General features: G+C 74.4%; 21 protein-coding genes. 9 read left to right on the forward strand and 12 right to left on the reverse strand.

The features are described from left to right. The first annotated feature begins 3 nt into the window (after nucleotides 1-3). Nucleotides 4-1131: a thiolase family protein gene (locus ABD324_RS15360; RefSeq protein WP_344417034.1), complete on the forward strand. Its 1128-nt coding sequence runs from the start codon at nucleotides 4-6 to the stop codon at nucleotides 1129-1131. Further along, the gene (locus tag ABD324_RS15365) at nucleotides 1131-1562 is read left to right on the forward strand and encodes a Zn-ribbon domain-containing OB-fold protein (protein ID WP_344417036.1); all 432 of its coding nucleotides are present in this window, start codon (nucleotides 1131-1133) and stop codon (nucleotides 1560-1562) included. The genes ABD324_RS15360 and ABD324_RS15365 overlap by 1 nt, the downstream gene beginning before the upstream one ends. Nucleotides 1563-1607: 45 nt before the next feature. Here ABD324_RS15365 and ABD324_RS15370 read toward each other — a convergent pair whose 3' ends face one another. Further along, complete coding sequence (locus tag ABD324_RS15370; protein WP_344417038.1) at nucleotides 1608-2501, reverse strand: cation diffusion facilitator family transporter; 894 nt, start codon at nucleotides 2499-2501, stop codon at nucleotides 1608-1610. Between the two features lie 39 nt (nucleotides 2502-2540). Beyond that, entirely contained in the window at nucleotides 2541-4061 is a 1521-nt protein-coding gene (gene pdxR, locus ABD324_RS15375) for a MocR-like pyridoxine biosynthesis transcription factor PdxR (protein ID WP_344417040.1), read from the reverse strand. A gap of 47 nt (nucleotides 4062-4108) precedes the next feature. Between pdxR and ABD324_RS15380 the strand changes: the two genes are divergently transcribed. Then, nucleotides 4109-4603: a carboxymuconolactone decarboxylase family protein gene (locus ABD324_RS15380; protein ID WP_344417042.1), complete on the forward strand. Its 495-nt coding sequence runs from the start codon at nucleotides 4109-4111 to the stop codon at nucleotides 4601-4603. A 9-nt stretch (nucleotides 4604-4612) separates the two neighbouring features. Here the strand turns inward: ABD324_RS15380 and ABD324_RS15385 are convergent, their stop codons facing one another. Then, on the reverse strand, nucleotides 4613-5320 hold the full coding sequence (locus tag ABD324_RS15385; protein ID WP_344417044.1) for a class I SAM-dependent methyltransferase: 708 nt from the start codon (nucleotides 5318-5320) through the stop codon (nucleotides 4613-4615). After that, nucleotides 5317-6735 carry an ATP-binding protein gene (locus ABD324_RS15390; RefSeq protein WP_344417046.1) on the reverse strand — a complete coding sequence of 473 codons (1419 nt, stop codon included), beginning with the start codon at nucleotides 6733-6735 and terminating at the stop codon, nucleotides 5317-5319. The genes ABD324_RS15385 and ABD324_RS15390 overlap by 4 nt, the downstream gene beginning before the upstream one ends. A gap of 47 nt (nucleotides 6736-6782) precedes the next feature. On the opposite strand from ABD324_RS15390, the gene ABD324_RS15395 reads away from it, so the two are divergent. The 3 genes from ABD324_RS15395 (at nucleotide 6783) to ABD324_RS15405 (ending at nucleotide 10191) form a co-directional block, all read left to right on the forward strand. Further along, complete coding sequence (locus ABD324_RS15395) at nucleotides 6783-7439, forward strand: response regulator transcription factor (RefSeq protein WP_344417048.1); 657 nt, start codon at nucleotides 6783-6785, stop codon at nucleotides 7437-7439. Nucleotides 7440-7549: 110 nt separating this feature from the next. Further along, complete coding sequence (locus ABD324_RS15400) at nucleotides 7550-8440, forward strand: 3-keto-5-aminohexanoate cleavage protein (RefSeq protein ID WP_344417051.1); 891 nt, start codon at nucleotides 7550-7552, stop codon at nucleotides 8438-8440. Further along, complete coding sequence (locus ABD324_RS15405) at nucleotides 8437-10191, forward strand: N-acyl-D-amino-acid deacylase family protein (protein WP_344417054.1); 1755 nt, start codon at nucleotides 8437-8439, stop codon at nucleotides 10189-10191. Before ABD324_RS15400 ends, ABD324_RS15405 begins: the two co-directional genes overlap by 4 nt. A 69-nt stretch (nucleotides 10192-10260) precedes the next feature. Here ABD324_RS15405 and ABD324_RS15410 read toward each other — a convergent pair whose 3' ends face one another. Next, nucleotides 10261-10737 carry a peptidoglycan-binding domain-containing protein gene (locus ABD324_RS15410; protein WP_344417056.1) on the reverse strand — a complete coding sequence of 159 codons (477 nt, stop codon included), beginning with the start codon at nucleotides 10735-10737 and terminating at the stop codon, nucleotides 10261-10263. Nucleotides 10738-10796: 59 nt separating this feature from the next. Between ABD324_RS15410 and ABD324_RS15415 the strand changes: the two genes are divergently transcribed. The 3 genes from ABD324_RS15415 (at nucleotide 10797) to ABD324_RS15425 (ending at nucleotide 13287) form a co-directional block, all read left to right on the forward strand. After that, the gene (locus ABD324_RS15415) at nucleotides 10797-11600 is read left to right on the forward strand and encodes a response regulator (protein ID WP_344417058.1); all 804 of its coding nucleotides are present in this window, start codon (nucleotides 10797-10799) and stop codon (nucleotides 11598-11600) included. A gap of 42 nt (nucleotides 11601-11642) precedes the next feature. After that, nucleotides 11643-12302, forward strand: coding sequence for a 2OG-Fe(II) oxygenase (locus ABD324_RS15420; RefSeq protein ID WP_344417060.1), 660 nt, complete (start codon nucleotides 11643-11645; stop codon nucleotides 12300-12302). 106 nt (nucleotides 12303-12408) lie between these two features. Beyond that, on the forward strand, nucleotides 12409-13287 hold the full coding sequence (locus ABD324_RS15425) for an alpha/beta fold hydrolase (protein ID WP_344417062.1): 879 nt from the start codon (nucleotides 12409-12411) through the stop codon (nucleotides 13285-13287). Here ABD324_RS15425 and ABD324_RS15430 read toward each other — a convergent pair. The 7 genes from ABD324_RS15430 to ABD324_RS15460 form a co-directional block, all read right to left on the reverse strand. Continuing rightward, nucleotides 13284-13703 (reverse strand): cupin domain-containing protein, encoded by a 420-nt coding sequence (locus ABD324_RS15430; protein ID WP_425565860.1) that lies wholly within the window; start codon nucleotides 13701-13703, stop codon nucleotides 13284-13286. The genes ABD324_RS15425 and ABD324_RS15430 overlap by 4 nt on opposite strands. 201 nt (nucleotides 13704-13904) lie before the next feature. After that, nucleotides 13905-14555 carry a TetR/AcrR family transcriptional regulator gene (locus ABD324_RS15435; RefSeq protein ID WP_344417066.1) on the reverse strand — a complete coding sequence of 217 codons (651 nt, stop codon included), beginning with the start codon at nucleotides 14553-14555 and terminating at the stop codon, nucleotides 13905-13907. Between the two features lie 42 nt (nucleotides 14556-14597). Continuing rightward, nucleotides 14598-16178, reverse strand: coding sequence for a DHA2 family efflux MFS transporter permease subunit (locus ABD324_RS15440; RefSeq protein ID WP_344417069.1), 1581 nt, complete (start codon nucleotides 16176-16178; stop codon nucleotides 14598-14600). A 198-nt stretch (nucleotides 16179-16376) separates the two neighbouring features. Continuing rightward, nucleotides 16377-16556 carry a hypothetical protein gene (locus ABD324_RS15445; RefSeq protein ID WP_344417072.1) on the reverse strand — a complete coding sequence of 60 codons (180 nt, stop codon included), beginning with the start codon at nucleotides 16554-16556 and terminating at the stop codon, nucleotides 16377-16379. Between the two features lie 232 nt (nucleotides 16557-16788). After that, nucleotides 16789-17973: an MFS transporter gene (locus ABD324_RS15450; RefSeq protein WP_344417074.1), complete on the reverse strand. Its 1185-nt coding sequence runs from the start codon at nucleotides 17971-17973 to the stop codon at nucleotides 16789-16791. 9 nt (nucleotides 17974-17982) lie between these two features. Next, nucleotides 17983-18432, reverse strand: coding sequence for a hypothetical protein (locus tag ABD324_RS15455; protein WP_344417076.1), 450 nt, complete (start codon nucleotides 18430-18432; stop codon nucleotides 17983-17985). 72 nt (nucleotides 18433-18504) lie between these two features. Further along, a complete protein-coding gene (locus tag ABD324_RS15460) occupies nucleotides 18505-19293 on the reverse strand; it encodes a VOC family protein (protein ID WP_344417078.1) in 789 nt (262 codons plus the stop codon). Nucleotides 19294-19357: the final 64 nt, after the last annotated feature.

Genomic DNA, 19357 nt, shown 5'->3' on the forward strand with positions numbered 1-19357 from the left:
ATTATGAATCCTCTCGCCGGAGTCGCCGCCGTCGCCGGCGTCGGCACCACCACCTTCGGCAGGCTTCCCGGGCACGACGCGGGCTCGCTCGCCGCCTGGGCGCTCACCGACGCGCTGGCCGACGCCGGGCTCACCCCGGCCGACGTCGACGGGCTGGTCACCGCCCGGGTCGGGTACGAGACCGTCGCCAGCGACATGGGGCTGCGCCCGAGGTGGGTGTCCGGGCTGCCCGCCGAGGGCCGGATGGCCGGCGTCGCGGTGTCGCAGGCGGTGGCCGCGATCGCGGCGGGGGAGTGCTCGACCGTCGCGCTGGTCTACGGCAACGACGGCGCCACCGCGGGCGCGACCTACGGCGGCGCGGGCGAGGGCTACGGCACCGCGGCCTCGCTCACGCTCCCGTACGGCCTGACCTCGCCCGGCGCCTTCTACGCCCTGATGCTGCAGCGCCACCGCCACCTCTACGGCACCGGCGAGGAGCTGGCCGCCGTCTCGATGACCTTCCGCGAGCACGCGCGGCTCAACCCCGGCGCCGTGATGCGTACGCCGGTGTCGCTCGAGGACTACCTGACGTCGAGGTACGTCGTCGAGCCGATGCACCTGCTGGACTACTGCCTGATCAACGACGGCGGCGTGGCCCTGGTCCTGACCAGCCGCGAGCGGGCCCGCGACCTGCCCCGCCCGGTCGTCCCGGTGCTCGGCCTGGCCCAGCGCGCCCAGCTCGTGAACTCGGACTTCCCGCCGGAGGACTTCTGGGCCGGCGCGATCCGGGAGGCCGGCGACCGGGCGCTCGCGATGGCGGACCGCACGCGGGACGACATGGACGCCCTGATGATCTACGACAACTTCTCCTGCAACGTGCTGTTCGCGCTGGAGGGCCTGGGCTACTGCGGGATCGGGGAGGGCGGCGCGTTCGTGCAGGGCGGACGGCTCGCGCTCGGCGGGCCGCTGCCCACCAACACCTCCGGCGGGCACCTGTCGGAGAGCTACATGCAGGGCTGGGCGCTGGTCGCGGAGGCCGTCCGGCAGCTGCGCGGCGAGTGCGGTGCCCGGCAGGTGCAGGGCGCCGAGACGATCCAGTACGCGTGCGCGTCGCCCGTGGTGTCGACGCTGATCCTCGGGAAGGACGCCTGATGGCCGCCTCGGACCCCCGGTCCCCGACGCCCACCGCGGCCCTCGCGCCCTACACCGAGGGCCTCGCCGCCGGTGAGCTCCGCACCACCCGCTGCAGCGCCTGCGGCACCGTCCAGTTCCCGCCGCGCACCGCCTGCCCGCACTGCTCGCGGATCGGCACCGGCGAGTGGGTCACCGCCTCCGGGCGGGGAACGGTGTGGTCGTTCTGCGTGTTCCACAAGGCCTACCTGCCCCCGCCGGCCCCGCAGCCCCCGTACACCGTCGCGGTCGTCCGGCTCGACGAGGGCTCGAAGCTGGTCACCACCGTGATCGACACCGACGACCTGCGGATCGGCATGGCGGTGGAGGCGGTGTTCTCGGACGACGACGGCGAGCCGAGGGTCCGTTTCCGCCCCGCCCCGGCAGGACGGGAACACCCACCGACCTCGTGAGTGGCGATGGTCGCCCTGGCGACCATCGCCACTCACGGGGGCGGGTCAGGTGACGCGGTCGCGGTCGGCGGTGAAGCCGACCGAGAGGGACAGGGCACCCGGGGTGGCCAGCGGGCGCAGCTCCTCCTCCAGGGCGGCGCGCACCTCGTCGCAGGCGCGGACCGTCGGGTCCGCGCCGCCCACCACGTAGTCGATCTCGACGTCGAGCCGCCCGCCCACCTTCCCGGCGCGCACGAACACCTCGGCGAAGCCCTCCCGCGCGCGCGTCGCCTCGGCCGCGTCGCGGATCCGTTGCCGCAGTTCGGGAGCGGGGGACATCGTGAGGATCTCGCGGAAGCCGGTGGCGGCGAGCCGCGCGGGCACCGGCAGGAACGCGGCGGACACCAGGATCACCATGACCGGGTCCACGTAGCGGGCGAGGTCGGCGTGCCCCGTCGCCTCGAGCACCAGCGCCACGCAGAACCCGACGAGCACCCCGAGGCTCAGCAGGGTGTCTCCCGCCCACTCGGCCGCCTCGGCGCGCACCAGGTCGGACCCGCCCCGCGCCCGCCGCCGCAGGACGATCGTGACGACCAGCCCCGCGACCGTCGACAGGGCGCCGTAGACCACCGCGGCCCCGGTCTCGACGGGTTCGGGCCCGGCGAGGATCCGCGCCACCGCCTCCACCAGCGCATAGAGGCAGAGCCCCGCCAGTGCCGTGGCCTTGACGACCACCGCGAGCGGCTCCCAGACCTCCCGCCCCCACGGGTAGCGCTCGTCCGGGCCGCGCCGCGAGGTCCGCAGGGCCAGCACCGCGAGCAGCGACAACCCGACCGCGGCGAACGAGTACAGCCCGTCGAACACGATCAGCTGGGAGCCGGACAACAGCCCCCAGACCAGCGCGAGCACCCCGAACCCGGCCGAGGCCGCGACCGAGAGCATGAGCGTTCGTGACTCCACCCGCGCGATCCTGCCCGCCCGGCGAACCGGCCCGCGGGGTCAGGGGGTGAGGACCGTGGTCAGGGCGGTGAGGGCGGTGGGCCAGGCGCTGTCGGAGGGGGTGGCGTAGCCGACCACCAGGGCGTCGGGCAGGGGCGCGGCGTCGGGGTGGCGGAACAGCGACAGCGGTTCCGTGGCGACGCCGTGCCAGGCCGCGGACCGCGCCACCGCGGGTGCGGTGCCGGGGGCGAGCTCGACCGTCGCGTGCAGACCGGCCGCCAGGCCCCGGACCCGGACCTGCGGGACCCGCTCGGCGAGGGTGGCGACGAGCTGGTCGCGGCGGCGCCGGTAGGCGAGGCGGCGGGCGCGGACGTGGCGGTCGTAGGCGCCGGAGCGGAGCAGCTCGGCCAGCACGAGCTGGTCGACGGTCGCGGTGTGGTGCTCGGCGTGGCCCTTGGCGGCGTCGAGCTCGGTGAGCAGCGCGGCGGGCGCGACGATCCAGCCGAGCCGGACGCCCGGGGCGAGCGACTTGCTGACCGTCCCGAGCAGCGCGACGTGGTCGGGATCCAGGCTCTGCAGCGCGCCGACGGGCTGGCGGTCGTAGCGGAACTCGGCGTCGTAGTCGTCCTCGATCAGCAGGCCGCCGCGGGTGCGGGCCCAGTCGACGGCGGCGGCCCGCCGTTCGGGATGCAGCGCGACGCCGGTCGGGAACTGGTGGGCCGGGGTGAGCAGGGCCGCGCCGACGTCGAGGCCGGCCAGCTCGCCGGCGCGGGCGCCGTGCTCGTCGATCGGCAGGGCCGGGGTGCGGACGCCGGCGACGGCCAGCAGCTCGCGATGGACGTGCAGGCCGTGGGACTCCACCGCGATCCCGCTGTGCCGCATCACCGTCGCGATCAGCTGCAGGGCGTGCGCGGCGCCGGAGCAGATCATGATGTGGCCGGGATCGGTGCGGACCCCGCGGGCCCTGGCGAGATAGGTCGCGAGCGCCTCCCGCAGCTCGGGACGGCCCCGCGGGCCCCCGTAGCCGAAGGCCTCGTCGGGAGCGGCGGCGAGCGCACGGCGGGTGGCGCGCAGCCACTCCGCACGCGGGAAGGACGACACGTCGGGACGGCCGGGGCGCAGGTCGTGGCGCGGTCGCTCCGGATGCCGGGGAACACCGGCGCCCGCGCCGCCCGGCCCGCCGGACGTGCCGCCGGTCGCCGCTCCCGGACCGCGTCCTGGCGTGTCCCCGCGACCGCCGGTGCCGCGCCGGGGCGCGTCGCCGAGCCCTCCCGTCGCCGGAGCACCTCCGATGGCGCCGACGCCCGCGCGGGGCTGTGCCACCCGGGTCACCGAGCCCTGCCGCGCCGTCAGCCAGCCCTCGGCGACCAGCTCGGCGTAGGCCTGCGCGACCGTGTTGCGGGCGATGCCCAGGTCGGCGGCGAGGGAGCGGGAGGACGGCAGGCGCACTCCCGGGGCGAGGCGGCCGCTGCGGACCGCCTCCCGCAGCGCCTCCATCAACCGCGCCCGGGCCCCCGCACCCGGTGGGCCGAGATCGAGATGCAGGTCCTCACCGCGCGAAGTGGCCCAGGGATTCGACACGGAACTGGACCATACGCGTGGGCCGCTTCGGTCGTAGCGTCGTTCCCATGACCGCAGTCCAGGAGAACCAGACCCGCAACCCCGAGCACCCCCAGCGCCTCGACCTCGCCGCCCTCGCCCCCGACGTCTACCGGGCGATGGCCCGCTTCGCCCAGGCCGCGGGCCAGGGTCTCGAGCCCGCTCTCGTGGAGCTGGTGAAGATCCGCGCCTCGCAGCTGAACCACTGCGCGTTCTGCCTCGACATGCACTCGAAGGACGCCCTGGCCGGCGGCGAGTCCGTGGAGCGGATCGTGCAGGTCGGGGCGTGGGCGGAGTCGCAGCACTTCTTCACGGCCCGCGAGGTGGCGGCCCTCGAGCTGACCGAGGCGGTGACGGTGCTGACGGACGGCTTCGTCCCCGACGACGTCTACGAGCGGGCCGCCGCCCGGTTCGAGCCCGCAGAGCTGGCCCAGCTGATCGCCGCCATCGCCGCGATCAACTCCTGGAACCGCTTCGCCGTGACCACGCGCATGGTTCCCGGCCACTACCGCCCGGCGGGCTGACGGGCCGGCTCAGGCGGTACCCGCCGGACGGCGACCCAGGACGGTGTGGACGATCCCGCGCTGCCAGCCGTCCACCGGAAGGACCTGCACCGCGTCCAACCCGGCCGCCGACAGGCGACGGGTCAGCGCGGACACGCCGTCGAAGGCGAGCACGCTCCGCCACAGGTAGCGGTAGATGTCCGAGGAGCCGCTGTGCCAACGGCCCAGGGGGATGATCACCGTCCAGGCGACGACCGTCCACACCAGACGGCTGCGGAGGCTGTCGCGCACCGAGTACTCGTGCAGCGCAAGGGGTGCGCCCGGGGCGAGCAGGGACGTGAGGGTGGCGATGCCCTCGTCCCGGTCCGGCAGGTTGCGGACGAGGTACGCCGCGAGGACGCCGTCGAAGGGGCCCCGCACGCCCGCCTCGGCGAGGCCGTCGAGGGGGGCGTGGACGAAGGTCACCGTGTCCGGCCACGGCTTGCGGCGGGCCTCGGCGAGCATCTCGGCGGAGGCGTCCGCGGCGACGATCTCGGCCTCCGGGTAGGCGGCGAGCAGAGCAGCCGTGGACGCGCCGGTGCCGCAGCCCATGTCCAGCAGGCGCAGGCCGGCGCCGCGGTCCGCGAGCCCGAGCCGGCGGGCGGACAGGGCCAGGTGCTCGTGGTAGCCGGGGTTGGCGCCGACCAGCCGGTCGTAGACGGCGGCGTGCCGGTCGAAGGCCTCGGGGACGGTGCTCATGCCGCTATTCCAGCAGGGAGCTCGACCGACGCGCTCGTGCCGGGGGAGCCGGGCGCGAGCGCGAGCGAGCCGCCTGCCGCCTCCACCCGCACGACGTGGGACGCGAGCCCGATGTGCCCGCCCGCCAGCCGGCGGGAGGCGACCTCGGGATCGAGCCCCACGCCGTCGTCGGACACCACGAGGTGGGCGCGGACGCCGTCGAAACCCAGCGTGACCCGGACCGACGAGGCCCTCGCGTGCGAGGCGGCGTTCGCCAGCAGCTCGCGGGCGGTGCGGTGCAGCAGGGCGTCGGCGGTGGTGCGCAGCCCGTCCGGCCAGCCGCTCGTGTCGACCTCGGCGGTGAACCCGCCCCGCGCCGCCGCGGCGGAGGCGAGATCCCGCAGCGCCGCGGGCAGCCCGGCGCGGGCGAGCACCGCCGGATGCAGGTCGGCGACGGTGGAGCGGAGCAGGCGGACCGACTCGTCCAGGGCGCGGTCGAGGCGGGCGAAGGCCTCGGCGTCGGCCCCGGGACCGGCGGAGTCGCGGGCGTCCTCCAGGTCCATCCGGGCGGCCAGGACGTACTGCAGCGCACCGTCGTGCAGGTGCTCGGACATCGTGCGGCGCTCGCGCTGCTCGAGATCGGTGAGCTCGCCGAGCAGGTCGCCGCGCGCCTGCACCAGCCTGCCGATCGTGTCCACGCGGGAGCGCTGGATCCGCGACAGCCCCACACAACCGGCCGCGACGCCGGCCGCCGCCAGGGTCCGCAGCAGCAGCGACGCCCAGGGCTCCTGGTTCGCCTCCTGGGTGGCGATCCCCGCCGCGAGATAGACGAGCACGGCCGGCACCACCACGGCGGCGCACACCCGGGGCCGCAGCTGGGTGGCCGCCAGCACCGGGACCAGCAGGAACCCCGTGATGAGGACGTCGGCGGTCCAGCTCTGCGGATCGTGCACCCCGGTCAGCAGGGTGAGGGCGGCGATCACCGCCAGATCCCCGAGCAACGCCACCCAGGCGAGACGCACGGGCCGGTCCCCGCGGTACCGACGGGGCGGCCCGCCGCCGGGCCGATGGGGCGGCTCGCCGCCGGGCTGATGGGGCGGCTCGCCGCCGGGCTGATGGGGCGGCTCGCCGCCGGGCTGATGGGGCGGCCCGCCGCCGTACCCCACCCACAGCGCCACGGCCAGGGCGAAGAACGCGTAGCCCGCGGCGATGATCGCGCAGGCCAGGGTGCCGCGGGTCGGCGGCACGACGGCGATCGTCAACCCGACGAACGCCACCAGCACCCAGCGCAGCGTGACCTGCAACCGCACCCCGCGGCGGGCGTGCTCGACGGCCACCGCCAGCACCTGCGAACCGCCGGGCAGAGGTGCCTCGTCGGGCCGGCCGGCGTCGGCAGGCACCGCCGGACCGCCGGGACGCGCCGGAGCCTCAGTCATGGTCGTCATCCTGGCAGGAAGGAGGCAGGCCCTGGCATGCTTCGCCCGTGACCGCTGGCAGGGGCGGCGATCCGCTGGTGCGGGTCGTGATCGCCGACGACCATCCCTTCTTCCGCGACGGCGTCGCCCGCGGGCTCGTCCAGAGCGGCCGGATCGAGGTCGTCGCCGAGGCCGACGACGGGCGGCAGGCGCTCGAGGCGATCCGCCGCGAGCAGCCCGCCGTGGCGCTGGTGGACTACGAGATGCCGGAGATCGACGGCCTCGGCGTGGTCCACGCCGTGGTCCGCGACGAGCTGCCCACCCGGGTGCTGCTGCTCTCCGCGCACACCGACAGCGCGGTCGTCTACCAGGCACTGCAGGCCGGCGCGGCCGGATACCTGGCCAAGGACTCCAAGCGCGCCGCGATCGTCGAGGCGGTCGTCGACGTCGCCCGGGGGAAGACGGTGGTGCCGCCGGAGCTCGCCGCCGGGCTGGCCGGGGAGATCCGGATGCGCGCCACGGACGACACCCCGGCACTGTCCGAACGGGAGCGACAGGTGCTGGCGGCCTTCGCGCGCGGGCTCTCCGTGCCGCAGACCGCGGCCGAGCTGTTCATCGGCGTCAGCACGGTGAAGACGCACACCCAGCGGCTCTACGAGAAGCTCGGCGTGTCGGACCGGGCCGCCGCCGTCGCCGTCGCCATGCGGAAGGGCCTCGTCGAGTAGGTGCGACCGCGCCGGTCCGAACGGGGTCCGCACGCGCCGCGGGCAAGGTAAATGTCCGGCCGGCAAATTTGTTGCTGACGGCCACCGGAAGCTCGGGTACGGTCCGATCCATGGGGCACGTCATCGTCGAGGTCGCGATCAACGGCGGGGTCACCCCCGAGCAGAACCCGCACGTCCCGACGACCCACACCGAGATCGCCGCCGAGGCGGCGGCGTGCGTCGAGGCCGGCGCCTCCATCGTCCACCTGCACGTCGCGGAGTACGGGCGCGGACCCGAGGTGTCGGCCGAGGCCTACCTCGAGTGCTTCCTGCCGGTGTGGGCCGAGCAGCCGGACGCACTGCTCTACCCGACCGTCGACACGTGGCAGGGCAAGGTCTCCTACCAGCACATCGCGCACCTCGCGGCGCATCCGTCCCTGCGCATCGGCCTGTGCGACCCCGGCTCGGTCAACCTCGGGCGGGCCGGGGCCGACGGACCCTGCAACGGCTTCGTCTACGCCAACTCCCCGGACCTGATCGGGAGCGCGCTCGACATCCACACCGAGCACCGGCTCGGTCCGAGCCTCGCGATCTACGAGCCGGGCTTCCTGCGCACCGTGCTCGCCTTCCGCGAGGCCGGGCGGCTGCCCGCCGGCTCGATGGTCAAGCTCTACTTCTCGACCGAGCGCGGCCTGATGGGCGCCCCGTTCGGGCTGCCGCCCACCCGCAAGGCGCTCGAGGCGTACCTCGAGATGCTCGAGGGCACCGACCTGCCGTGGGCCGTGTCGCTCGCGGGCGGTGACCTCGTCGCCTCCGAGGTCGCCCGGATGGCCCTCGACCTCGGCGGGCACCTCCACATCGGCGTCGAGTTCTTCGGCGGCGACCGCACACCGACCAACCTCCAGCTCCTGGAGGAGGCGTTCGCCCTGTGCGACGCGGCGGGCCACCAGGTCGCCACGGCGGCGCAGACCGTCGAGATCCTCGGCCTGCCCGAGCGCGACCAGAGCACGGTGCCGGCATGAGCGAGCACGACCTGGTCATCCGCGGAGGACTCGTCGTCGACGGCACGGGCACGCCCGGTTCGGTCGCCGACGTCGCCGTGCGCGACGGCGTGGTCGTCGCTGTCGCGCCGCGGATCGACGGTCGTGGTCATCGCGAGATCGACGCCGACGGGCTCCTCGTCACGCCGGGGTTCGTCGACATCCACACCCACTTCGACGGGCAGGCCGCCTGGGACTCGCTGCTCGCCCCCTCCAGCGTCAACGGCGTCACGTCCGTCGTGCTCGGCAACTGTGGTGTCGGCTTCGCCCCGGCCCATCGCAGCGACGACGAGCACGAGTGGCTCATCCGGATGATGGAAGGCGTCGAGGACATCCCGGGTACCGCGCTCAGCGAGGGCCTCACCTGGGAGTGGGAGACCTTCGGCGAGTACCTCGACACGCTCGCCGCCCGCCGGTTCTCCGTCGACGTCGGCACCCAGATGCCGCACGCGCCCCTGCGGGCCTACGTCATGGGCGAGCGCGGCGCCGACCCCGCCGAGGAGCCCACCGACGCCGAGCTCGCGTCGATGGCCGAGCACGTGCGCGCCGCCGTCGAGGCCGGTGCGCTCGGGTTCTCCACCTCGCGGACGGTCAACCACCGGACCCGCGACGGCGATGCGCTCGGCACCCGGCACTCGTCGGGTCGCGAGCTGCAGGCACTCGCCGGCGCGATGAGCGCCGGTGGGCACGGCGTCGTCCAGCTGGTGTCCGACGCCTACCTCAGCACCGACGGCGACCACGTCGCGAGCGAGCTGGCGATGCTGACCGAGCTCGCCACCTCGACCGGACGGCCGCTGAGCCTGTCCCTGCAGCAGCCGGACGCCGCCCCCGACCGCTGGCGCGAGATCCTGGCCTGGATCGACGCCTGCACCGCCGACGGCCTGGCGATCAAGGCACAGGTGGCCCCGCGCCCGATCGGGGTCCTGATGGGCCTCACCGCCAGCCTCCACCCGCTGATGATCTGCCCGTCGTTCGCCGCGCTGGCCGGCCGGCCGCTCACCGAGATCGTCGGCGCGCTGGCCCGGCCCGAGGTGCGCGCCACCCTCGTCGCCGAGCACGCCGAGGCGCTGCGCACCGACACCGCACCGCTCACCACGCTGATGGGCACCTTCGGCCGGCTCTTCCCGCTCGGCGATCCCGTCGACTACGAGCCGTCGCCGTCGACGTCGGTCGCCGCGCTGGCCCGCTCGCAGGGCCGCGCGCCGATCGAGGTCGTCATCGACGTCCTCCTCGGCAACGGGGGCACCGACCTGCTCTACTCGCCCCTGTTCAACTACGCCCACGGCAACCTCGACGACGTGCGCGAGATGCTGCTGTCACCGCACACGATCATCGGGCTGTCCGATGCCGGCGCGCACTGCGGTGCGGTCTGCGACGCCAGCTTCCCGACCACCGCCCTGTCGCTCTGGTCGCGCGACCGCGCCACGGGTCAGCTGCCGCTCGAGCTGATGGTCCACCACCTCACGCAGCGCACCGCCCGCCACGTCGGCTGGCACGACCGCGGCGTGCTGGCGCCCGGCCTGCGCGCCGACATCAACGTCATCGACATGGCGACGCTCGGGGCGCGGCCGCCGCGGATCGCCCACGACCTGCCGGCAGGCGGTCGCCGCCTCGTGCAGACGGCGCACGGCTACCGGCACACGTTCACCGGCGGCGCCGAGACCTTCACCGACGGCGAGCACACCGGCGCGCTGCCCGGCCGCCTCGTGCGCGGTCCGCAGGCCGCGCGCTGATCCTCGCCGCGCACCGCTCGGGGTGACGCCCGCACCAGGGAGCAGGTGCGGGCGTCGGTTTCGCGTGGGTCAGCCGGCCATCTGGTTGTTGCCGGTGGCCAGGAAGTGCGCCAGCGCGGCCTCGGTCTGGGTGTTCATGGTCCCGGTCTGCGGCAGGTGGGCGTCGCGCTGCAGGTAGGTGATCGCCTGCGTGGTCTGCGCGTTCATGATCCCGGTGACGGGGCGCTCGTAGTAGTTGAGCTGCCCGAGCTCCTGCTGCAGCGTCCTGATCGCGGCCGAGGGCGCCACCGGCGGGGTGACCGGCTTGGCCGGGGTGACCGGCTCGATCGGGGCGACCGAGTGGTGCGCGGCCGGGGTGGGCATCGGGACCGACGCCGAGGCGGCCTCGGCGGGCGGGGTCGGCGCGGTGCCGCTCAGGCCGAACACCAGGCCGGTGGCGATGCCGGCGGCGGCGAGCACCGAGGCGACGGCGATGGCGACGGTCCGGCCGGTCTTCTTCTCCTCGGGGGCGCGGTGCGCGGGGGCGGGGGTGGTGGTGACGTTCATGTCGTTCTCCTGGGTCTCCCCGGGTCTGGGTCCCGGTTCGTCCGGGGCTCGGTGGCCCGATGAGGAAAGTCTTCCGCCGCAAGGCCTTCCGCGCCGTCGGCCCGCAGGGGGACGGCTCGGACGAACGGCGTGTCCACCGATCGGTGGACACCCCGCCGGCGGCGGGCATCGTGGACACTGGTCCCGTGCACGTCCTCGTGGTCGACGACGATCCGCAGATCGCCCGCGCCCTGCGGATCAACCTCGCCGCGCACGGCCACCAGGTCACCCTCGCCGCCGACGGTGCCACGGCCCTGCGTGCGGCCGCGGACCGCGCCCCGGACGTCGTGGTGCTGGACCTCGGCCTGCCCGATCTCGACGGCACCGACGTGATCGCGGGGATCCGCGGCTGGAGCGCGGTGCCGATCGTCGTGCTGTCCGCGCGGGCGGACCCCGCCGAGAAGGTCGCGGTGCTCGACGCCGGCGCCGACGACTACGTCACCAAGCCCTTCGGGATGGCCGAGCTGCTCGCCCGGTTGCGGGCCGCCGCCCGCCGGGCCGCGACCGTCCCCGGGCCGGGGGAGCCGGTCGTCGAGATCGGGGAGCTGACGGTCGACCTGGCGGCCAAGCGGGTCCGCCGCGGCGACGACGAGGTGCACCTGACGCCGACGGAGTGGGGGATCGTCGAGATGCTGGTGGCCCACCGCGGCAAGCTGGTCGGGCAGCGCGAGCTGCTGCGGCACGTGTGGGGGCCGCAGTACGAGGACCGGGCCAACTACCTGCGCGTCTACCTCGCGCAGCTGCGCCGCAAGCTCGAACGCGATCCCGCGCACCCGCGGCACCTGATCACCGAGCCCGGCATGGGCTACCGGCTCGACGGCTGATTCCCGCCAGCCGCGGGCGGGCGGCGGTGCTCGGATGGGGGCATGCAGGATCTGGACCGCACCGGCCTCGCGCACCTGCCGGGGCTGCTCGGCGCCGACGAGTGCGCCGAGCTCACGGCCATGTTCGACGACGACGCGCGCTTCCGCAGCACGATCACCATGGCGCGGCACTCGTTCGGCGAGGGCAGCTACCGCTACTTCGCGAACCCGTTGCCGGACATCGTCTCCCGGCTGCGACGGGAGATGTATCCGCCGCTGGCCGCCGTCGCCAACGGGTGGGCGCAGCGGCTGGGCGAGCGCACCTTCCCCCCGACCCTCGACGGGCTGACCGCCGAGTGTGCCGCCGCGGGGCAGACCCGCCCGACGCCGCTGCTGCTGCGCTACGGGCCGGGCGGGCACAACCGGCTGCACCAGGACGTCTACGGCGACCTGACCTTCCCGCTGCAGCTGCTCGTGATGCTCGACCGGCCCGATGTGGACTTCACCGGCGGGGAGAGCGTGTTCGTGGAGCAGATCCCGCGCCAGCAGTCGCGCCCGGTCGTCGCCCGTCCCGGACAGGGGGACGCGATCGTCTTCCCGGTGCGGCACCGCCCGGTCCGCGGCTCCCGCGGGTACCACCGCGTCCAGCTCCGGCACGGTGTGGCCGAGGTCCGCAGCGGCACCCGGCACGTCCTCGGCATCATCTTCCACGACGCCCCCTGATCCGCTCGCACACCGCCCCGGGTGCCCGCACACCCGTCGGACCGTGTGTGCGAGATCCCGGGGGCAGGTGTCGGCGGGGTGCCGCGGCGGGTGCGACGATCGAGGCGTGACCGATACCCCCCGCTGGTTCCGGACGGCTCTCGAGCAGCGACCCTCGCACCGTGACGTCGAGGTCGACGGCGCACGGGTGCACTACCGCTGCTGGGGGCCCGAGGGCGAGCCGGGCGTGGTGTTCGTGCACGGTGGGGCGGCCCATTCCGGGTGGTGGGACCACATCGCGCCGTTCTTCACCCCGGGTCGCTCACCGGGATCGGGCGGGCGCGTGGTCGCCCTCGACCTCACCGGCCACGGCGACAGCTCCCGCCGGGAGCGCTACGACCTGGACACCTGGGCGCGGGAGGTGCTGGCCACCGCGGAGGCCGGGGGCATCGCCGGGCCGCCGCTGGTGGTCGGGCACAGCATGGGCGGCTGGGTCACCGCGACGGTCGGCGCCCTGTACGGGGAGCGGACGTCCGGGCTCGTGATCGTCGACTCGCCGCTCAACGACCAGCCGCCGGAGGAGGCGCGGCTGCGCAGGCGGGAACGGGCGCTGCGCGTCTACCCGGACCACGAGACGATCGTGGACCGCTTCCACACCATGCCGCCGCAGGACGTGCTGCTGCCCTACGTGCGCCGCCACATCGCCGAGGAGTCGATCGTCGAGATCGACGGCGGCTGGACCTGGAAGTTCGATCCCGCCATGCTCGCCGAGCGCCTCCTGCTCCGGGAGCTGCTGCCCCAGCTGAAGAGCCGCGCGGCGTTCTTCCGTTCCGAGTTCGGGCTGGTCCCGCCCTCGATGGCCGAGGACATCGCGGGCCTGCTCGGCCCGCGCGTCCCCATGGTCGAGCTGCCCGACGCGGGCCACCATCCCATGCTGGATCAGCCGTTGTCGCTGGTCACCGCCCTGCGGATGCTGATCCGGCAGTGGGCGGTCGACGACCTCTAGGAACGCCGGTCCGGGTGGTGCTCGGGGAGCAGCGGGGTGAGCTCGGGGAGGTTCACCACGATGCCCTCCTGCGTGCTCCGCGAGATCACGACGACCGCCGGCACCTCGGGATCGGGATTCTCCTCGCGGTGCGGGACGAAGGGCGGCACGAAGATGTAGTCGCCCGGCTCGGTCTGCACCACGACCTCGGCGTCTCCGTCGTGGAAGACGAACCGGGGCCGGCCGCTCACGATGTAGATCGAGGTCTCGGCCTCGCCGTGGTGGTGGTCGCCGGAGTTGGTCGCCGGCGCCACGTGCGTCTCGCCCGTCCAGAGCTTCTCCGAGCCGACGGTCTTGCCGCTCACCGCCTCCAGCCGGCGCATGCCGGTGGTCTGGGTGGTGTCGCCGGACAGGTCGCCGCCGCGGACGTGGTGCACGCGCGCGTAGGCGGGGGCAGCGGCAGACGGGTCGGTGGGGAAGTCGGGATGGAAGGCGTCGCTCACACCGACGACGCTATCCGCCGGACGGCCCGCGGCCCAAGCCCTCGCGCAGTGCGCGGGACCACGCCCGAGATGCCCGGACATTGACGCGCGAGTGCCGGCGACCGGCATTCGAGCCGCCTGGGTGGCGGCGTCGGGTCAGCGGGGTGGGTGGCAGAGGCGTTCGAAGGTGAGCGTGTCCAGCGGCGGGTGGGGCAGGGGCGTCGGGGACTCCCGGCGGGTGCACAGGCCGTCGAGCATCAGGCCGAGGTAGCGGCGCCACAGGCCGGGTGACTCCGGCTCGGCGAACGCCGCCACCTGGGTGGTCATGAGCTGCACCGTCGCCAGGTCCGTCAGGTCGACGTCCGGGCGCAGGTCGCCGGCCGCGACCGCCCGCGCGCACACCTCGCGCAGCACCTCCTGCAGGACGGCGAGCTGCTCGCGGAAGGCCCCCTTGTCGCCGTAGGCGAACAGCAGGTCCTTCAGGCCGCGGTCCTCGATCTGCATCGCGACCGCGGACTCCAACAGCTCGACGAGCCCGGCCCACGGGTCCGGGTGGCCCGCGGCCCGGTGGGCCGTGGCCGTGAGGTCCGCGAGCCGCTCCGTGAACAGGGCCTCGACCAGCGCCTTCTTGTCCGGGAAGCGCCGGTAGACGGTGCCCGTGCCCACGCCCGCGTGCTTGGCGATCTCGTCCAGCCCGGCGTCGAGACCGCGGCGGGCGAACACCTCCCGCGCCGCCGCGAGGATCCGCCGGCGGTTGCGCTCGGCGTCCGCCCGCAGCGGGCGGGAGGTGGTCGTGTCCGTGTTCATCGGTGTGTCAGCCGCCGTGTCGGTCGCTGTGTCAGGTGCGTGTCAGTGCAGCATGACCGGCGCGTTGGCGCCGTCGGACGCGTCGGCGTCCTCCTCGAGCGGGGCCGGCTTGCGCTTGGGCAGCAGGATCAGCGCGACGAGGAACGCGACGCCGACGAACCCGAGCGCCCACCAGAAGGTCTGCCCGAAGGACTCCGCGAGCAGCGGCTGGACCTGTGCGAACACCTCACGCGGCATCGAGGCCAGGTCGCCGAGGCTCCCCGTCCCGCCCGCGGCGCCGCCGGGCAGGGCCGACAGCTTCGAGGACATCGCGTTGACCAGCAGCACGGTCATGACGGCCGTGCCGAGCGAGGCCGCGACCTGCTGGGTGATGTTCAGCGAGGTGCTCGCGCTCGGGATGGAGGCGCGGCGCATGGTCTGCAGCGCGCCCGTCATCGTCGGCATCATGGTGAAGCCCATGCCGACACCCATGACGAACAGGGCGATCGACAGGTGCCAGTACGAGGTGTTCGCCTCCAGGCCGGTCAGCCACACGAACGCCCCACCCACCAGCGCGAGGCCGACGGGGACGATCCGGCCGATGCCGGTGCGGTCCGCGAGCTGGCCCGCCACCGGCATCGCCAGCATGGCGCCGAGGCCCTGCGGGGCGAGCAGCAGGCCGGTGTCCAGCGCGCTCTCGCCGCGGACGAGCTGCAGGTAGAGCGGCATCAGGAGCATGCCGCCGAACACGGCGATGACGAGCAGCATCAGGGTGATGCTGGAGCTGGCGAACACCTTGTTCTTGTAGAGCCGCAGGTCGATCAGCGGGCTCTCGGCGCGCAGCGCGTGCCACACGAAGCCCGCGAGCAGCACCACCCCGATCAGGGCGGGGACCAGCACCTTCGCGTGCCCGAAGCCGCCCTCGGCGCCGGACTCGGCCAGGCCGTAGATCAGCAGCGCGAGGCCGGGGGAGAGCAGGGCCAGGCCCAGGAGGTCGAGCTTGGCGCGCCCGCCGCGGGCATCCCGGGGCAGGATCCGCGCGGCCAGGAAGACGCCGATGACGCCGATCGGCAGGTTGATGAAGAAGATCCAGCGCCAGGAGAAGCTGTCGACGAGCCAGCCGCCGAGGATCGGGCCGGCGATCGGGCCGAGCAGCATCGGGACGCCCATGACGGCCATGACCCGGCCGATGCGCTGCGGGCCCGCGGCCCGGGTCAGGATCATCATGCCGATCGGCATGATCATCCCGCCGCCGAGGCCCTGCAGGATCCGGAAGACGATGATGGACGGTGCGTCCCACGCGGTGCCGGCGAGCACGGAGCCCAGTACGAACAGCGTGATGGAGATCATGTACAGCCGCTTGGTGCCGAAGCGCTGGGCGCCCCACGCGGTGAGCGGGATGACGGTCGCCAGCGCCAGCGTGTAGCCGGTGGCGACCCACTGGATCGTGGTCAGCGAGGTCTGGAAGTCCCTGGCCAGGGTGTTGATCGCGACGTTGACGACCGTCACGTCCAGGATGGACATGATCGCGCCGAGCACGGTGACCGAGGCGACGGCCAGGAGTGCGCGGTCGAGCTTGGTGGAGTTCGGGGCCGGGTCGGCCGGGAGGGTGGCGGGGCCGGGGGGCTCCGGGCTGCTGGACATGACCGTCCTCTAAGTGGAGTGGGTGTCTCCGGATAGTGAACCGGATTCGGCGACACCCGGCCACGGAAATACTCATGAGCCGCGTCACAAGAGGGTATGGACACGACACGGGGCCACCGGCTGGATCTCGCCGGTGGCCCCGTGTGCGTTACAGGAAGGGTCGTGCTGTCAGGCCCGGTCGGGCTCGGTCGGGTCCGGTCAGACTTCGTGGGCGGCGTCGTAGCCCAGGTCGGAGTCCGCGTCGAGCTCCCGCCGCAGGATCTGCGCCGGGACGGAGACAACTGTCTTCGGCCGCCGCTGGGGCGCCCGCAGTGCGATCGTGAGTTCGTGCGCGAGGTCGTACCCGTAGTCACTGCTGAGATCGTGATCGCCCGACATCGTCGTCTCCTTGTCGCCGCCGGACCGGACTCACGTTCCGTCACGAGGTGTGCCCGGACCGTGCAGGAAAATCATCGCTCGTTCGGTGACGCAGAGGCAAGGAATGTCCACCGACCGGAGTCGACGTTCCACGGACGAGGGACGGGCGGCGGCGTGTCGGCGCCGAGCGACCGGCGCGTCGACGGGGCGTGATCACGTGGCCCGCACGCCGGCCGGGCGGGCCGCGGGCGGCTCAGTCGCGGCGGCGGCGGGAGCGGGCGATCGCGAGGGGCGCCGCCACGGCCAGCAGCACGGACAGCACGGCGGTGACCCGGAACAGCCAGTCGAAGGCACCCGCGTCCGCGGCCGGGGCGGCGATCGCGGTGCCCGCCGAACTGCCCAGGAACAGGCTGGTGGCGAAGAGGGCGACCGCCGTGGCCCGCTCGTGGGGGACGACGCCGGTCGCCCAGTTCTGCAGGGTCGAGTGGAGGAAGGCCCAGGCACCGCCGAGCAGCAGACCGCCGACGACCGCGGTCGCGAGGGTGACCGCGGCGGCGGGGACCGCCCAGCCCACGACCAGGAAGCCGCCGCCGATCGCGGCCAGGCCGGTCGTCGTCAGGCGGCCGACGAGCGGTCGCACCAGCCGGGAGAACAGCACCACGCCGACGCCGAACCCCGCCGCGGCCAGCCCGGCGATCGTGGTCGTGAAGCCCAGGTCCTCGACGGCGGGCGCGATGTAGGTCAGCGAGCCGAGCATCAGCGCACCCTCGACGAACGCCAGCACCAGCAACGCGACCGCCCGGCGGTCGCGCAGGACCGTGCCGATCGCGCGCAGCGGCGGGCTCGCCCGCACGCGGGGCGGCCGGGGGAGGCGGCGGAGCAGCAGCGCGACCAGGAGCGCGGCGGCCGCCGTGGCGCCCAGCACCACCCGCCAGCCGGCGACGTCGCCGAGCAGGCCCGCGCCTGCGGTCGCCAGGGCGAGGCCCGAGGAGGCCGCGACCGCGATGTCCGCCAGCGCGCGCTGGCGGATCCCCTCGGGCCACACGGTGCCGATGTAGACCAGGCCCGACGGGCTCATCCCGCCCATGCAGGCACCGGTGACCGTCCGCAGCAGGGCCAGGACCAGCACGTTCGGCGCGAACGCGGAGGCCAGCCCGCTCAGCCCGCCGACCAGCATCGCGATCCGCATGACCCGGACGAGCCCGATCCGGTCGCCCAGGATGCTCCACAGCGGCTGCAAAAGCCCGTAGGCGAGGAAGTAGGCCGACGCCGCCGCGGCCACCTCGGAGAGCGAGGCCCCGAGGTCCGCGGAGATCATCAGCAGCAGGGGCCCGATCGCGAAGCGGTCGAGGCTGCTGGTGCCCACGCCGAGCTGCAGCATGCGCAGCGCACCCGTGCTCGCCCCGGCGCCCGGCCGGGCGTCTGCCGTGTCGGTCATCCGGCGGGGTCAGTCCTTGAGCCAGGCGTAGGCGGTCTGCCGGGAGATGTCGAGGGCGCGGGCCATCGGGCTGATCTCCAGGCCCCGCTCCCGGCCCTCGACCAGCAGCCGGCGCTGTTCCTCGCGCAGGTCCGCGATCCGGGCCGCGACCTGCTCCATCGCGGACAGCAGCGCCCGGGCCTCCGGGCCGGCGCCGGTTCGCGAGCGGCCCACCCCGGGGCGCGGGAAGGCCCGGACCTCGGCGGGGGACCAGCGGCGGGCGCCGTCGCTCGCCGGCAGCGCCGCCGGGGCCTGCGCGCGGGAGACGTACCCGAGCCAGGTCTGCGGCTTGACGCCCCACTCCTCGGCGCAGCGCGCCGCGTCCCAGGTCTCGTCCCCCGCCGTCTCGTGCCCCACCGTCTCGTGCCCCGCCGTCTCGTGCCCCACCGTCTCGTGCCCCACCGACTCGTGCGCAGCCACGGACCGGGAGCCTACGGCGGTGATCGACGCGCCGACGGTGTCGGATGCTCGCTCGGCGACTCCGTGCGAGGTTCAGCCGCCGTACGGCATCTCGGCCACCGGCTCGTGGAGGGCGAAGGGCGCACCGAAGGGATCCGTGACCACGGCCATCCGGCCGAAGGGGGTGGTCTCGGGCGGCATCATCACGCTCGCCCCGCGCTCGGTCGCCGCGGCGACGGCGGCGTCCACCGAGGTGACCCCGAAGTAGACGACCCAGTGGCTCGGCACGCCCTCGGGCGCGCCCATCATCCCGCCCATGCCGCCGGCCGGGCGGCCGTCCAGGGAGAACGTGCCGTACTCCTCGACCGGCAGGCCGGGGACCGCCTCGTAGGTGTAGCCGAACAGGCCGGAGTAGAACTCGCGGCCGGCCGCGACGTCGGTGAGCCGGGCGTCCTCCCACACGAGCGAGCCGGGCTGGTTGTAGACCTCGACGCCGATCTGCCCGGCCGCCTGCCACAGCCCGAACACCCCGCCCGTGGCGTCGGTGCACACGGCCATGCGCCCGTTGCCGGGGATGTCCATGGGGCCGGCGATCACGCCGCCGCCGCTGTCGCCGACGAGCTTCACCGTGGCGTCGACGTCCCGGGTGGCGAGGTACAGCGTCCAGAAGCTGGGCTGCCCCTCCTGCATGATCGGCCCGATCCCGGCGGCGGCCCGGCCCTCGGTCTGGCAGACGTGGAAGTGGCCGAACTCCTCGCCCGCGTCGAGGAAGGTCCAGCCGACCACCGCGCCGTAGAAGTCGGTGGCCGCCGCGATGTCCGGGACGGCGAGATCGACCCAGCAGGGCGAGCCGTCGGGCCAGGGCTGGTCGGTGAAGGACATGGCGCGCGCTCCTACGGAAGAGTCGGGTCCGGTGTGGGCGGAGCCTCCCACCACCCACCGACAG

Origin of the sequence: Pseudonocardia ailaonensis (assembly GCF_039531635.1) — a bacterium.
Classification (GTDB): Bacteria; Actinomycetota; Actinomycetes; order Mycobacteriales; family Pseudonocardiaceae; genus Pseudonocardia; species Pseudonocardia ailaonensis.

Excerpts from the sequence above, each read along its gene's own strand:
- ABD324_RS15360 (WP_344417034.1), top strand. The coding sequence starts at position 4 with ATGAATCCTCTCGCCGGAGTCGCCGCCGTCGCCGGCGTCGGCACCACC.
- ABD324_RS15365 (WP_344417036.1), top strand. The coding sequence starts at position 1,131 with ATGGCCGCCTCGGACCCCCGGTCCCCGACGCCCACCGCGGCCCTCGCG.
- ABD324_RS15380 (WP_344417042.1), top strand. The coding sequence starts at position 4,109 with ATGACCGCAGTCCAGGAGAACCAGACCCGCAACCCCGAGCACCCCCAG.
- ABD324_RS15385 (WP_344417044.1), bottom strand. The coding sequence starts at position 5,320 with ATGAGCACCGTCCCCGAGGCCTTCGACCGGCACGCCGCCGTCTACGAC.
- ABD324_RS15390 (WP_344417046.1), bottom strand. The coding sequence starts at position 6,735 with ATGACTGAGGCTCCGGCGCGTCCCGGCGGTCCGGCGGTGCCTGCCGAC.
- ABD324_RS15400 (WP_344417051.1), top strand. The coding sequence starts at position 7,550 with ATGGGGCACGTCATCGTCGAGGTCGCGATCAACGGCGGGGTCACCCCC.
- ABD324_RS15405 (WP_344417054.1), top strand. The coding sequence starts at position 8,437 with ATGAGCGAGCACGACCTGGTCATCCGCGGAGGACTCGTCGTCGACGGC.
- ABD324_RS15410 (WP_344417056.1), bottom strand. The coding sequence starts at position 10,737 with ATGAACGTCACCACCACCCCCGCCCCCGCGCACCGCGCCCCCGAGGAG.
- ABD324_RS15415 (WP_344417058.1), top strand. The coding sequence starts at position 10,797 with ATGAGGAAAGTCTTCCGCCGCAAGGCCTTCCGCGCCGTCGGCCCGCAG.
- ABD324_RS15420 (WP_344417060.1), top strand. The coding sequence starts at position 11,643 with ATGCAGGATCTGGACCGCACCGGCCTCGCGCACCTGCCGGGGCTGCTC.
- ABD324_RS15435 (WP_344417066.1), bottom strand. The coding sequence starts at position 14,555 with ATGAACACGGACACGACCACCTCCCGCCCGCTGCGGGCGGACGCCGAG.
- ABD324_RS15440 (WP_344417069.1), bottom strand. The coding sequence starts at position 16,178 with ATGTCCAGCAGCCCGGAGCCCCCCGGCCCCGCCACCCTCCCGGCCGAC.
- ABD324_RS15445 (WP_344417072.1), bottom strand. The coding sequence starts at position 16,556 with ATGTCGGGCGATCACGATCTCAGCAGTGACTACGGGTACGACCTCGCG.
- ABD324_RS15450 (WP_344417074.1), bottom strand. The coding sequence starts at position 17,973 with ATGACCGACACGGCAGACGCCCGGCCGGGCGCCGGGGCGAGCACGGGT.
- ABD324_RS15460 (WP_344417078.1), bottom strand. The coding sequence starts at position 19,293 with ATGTCCTTCACCGACCAGCCCTGGCCCGACGGCTCGCCCTGCTGGGTC.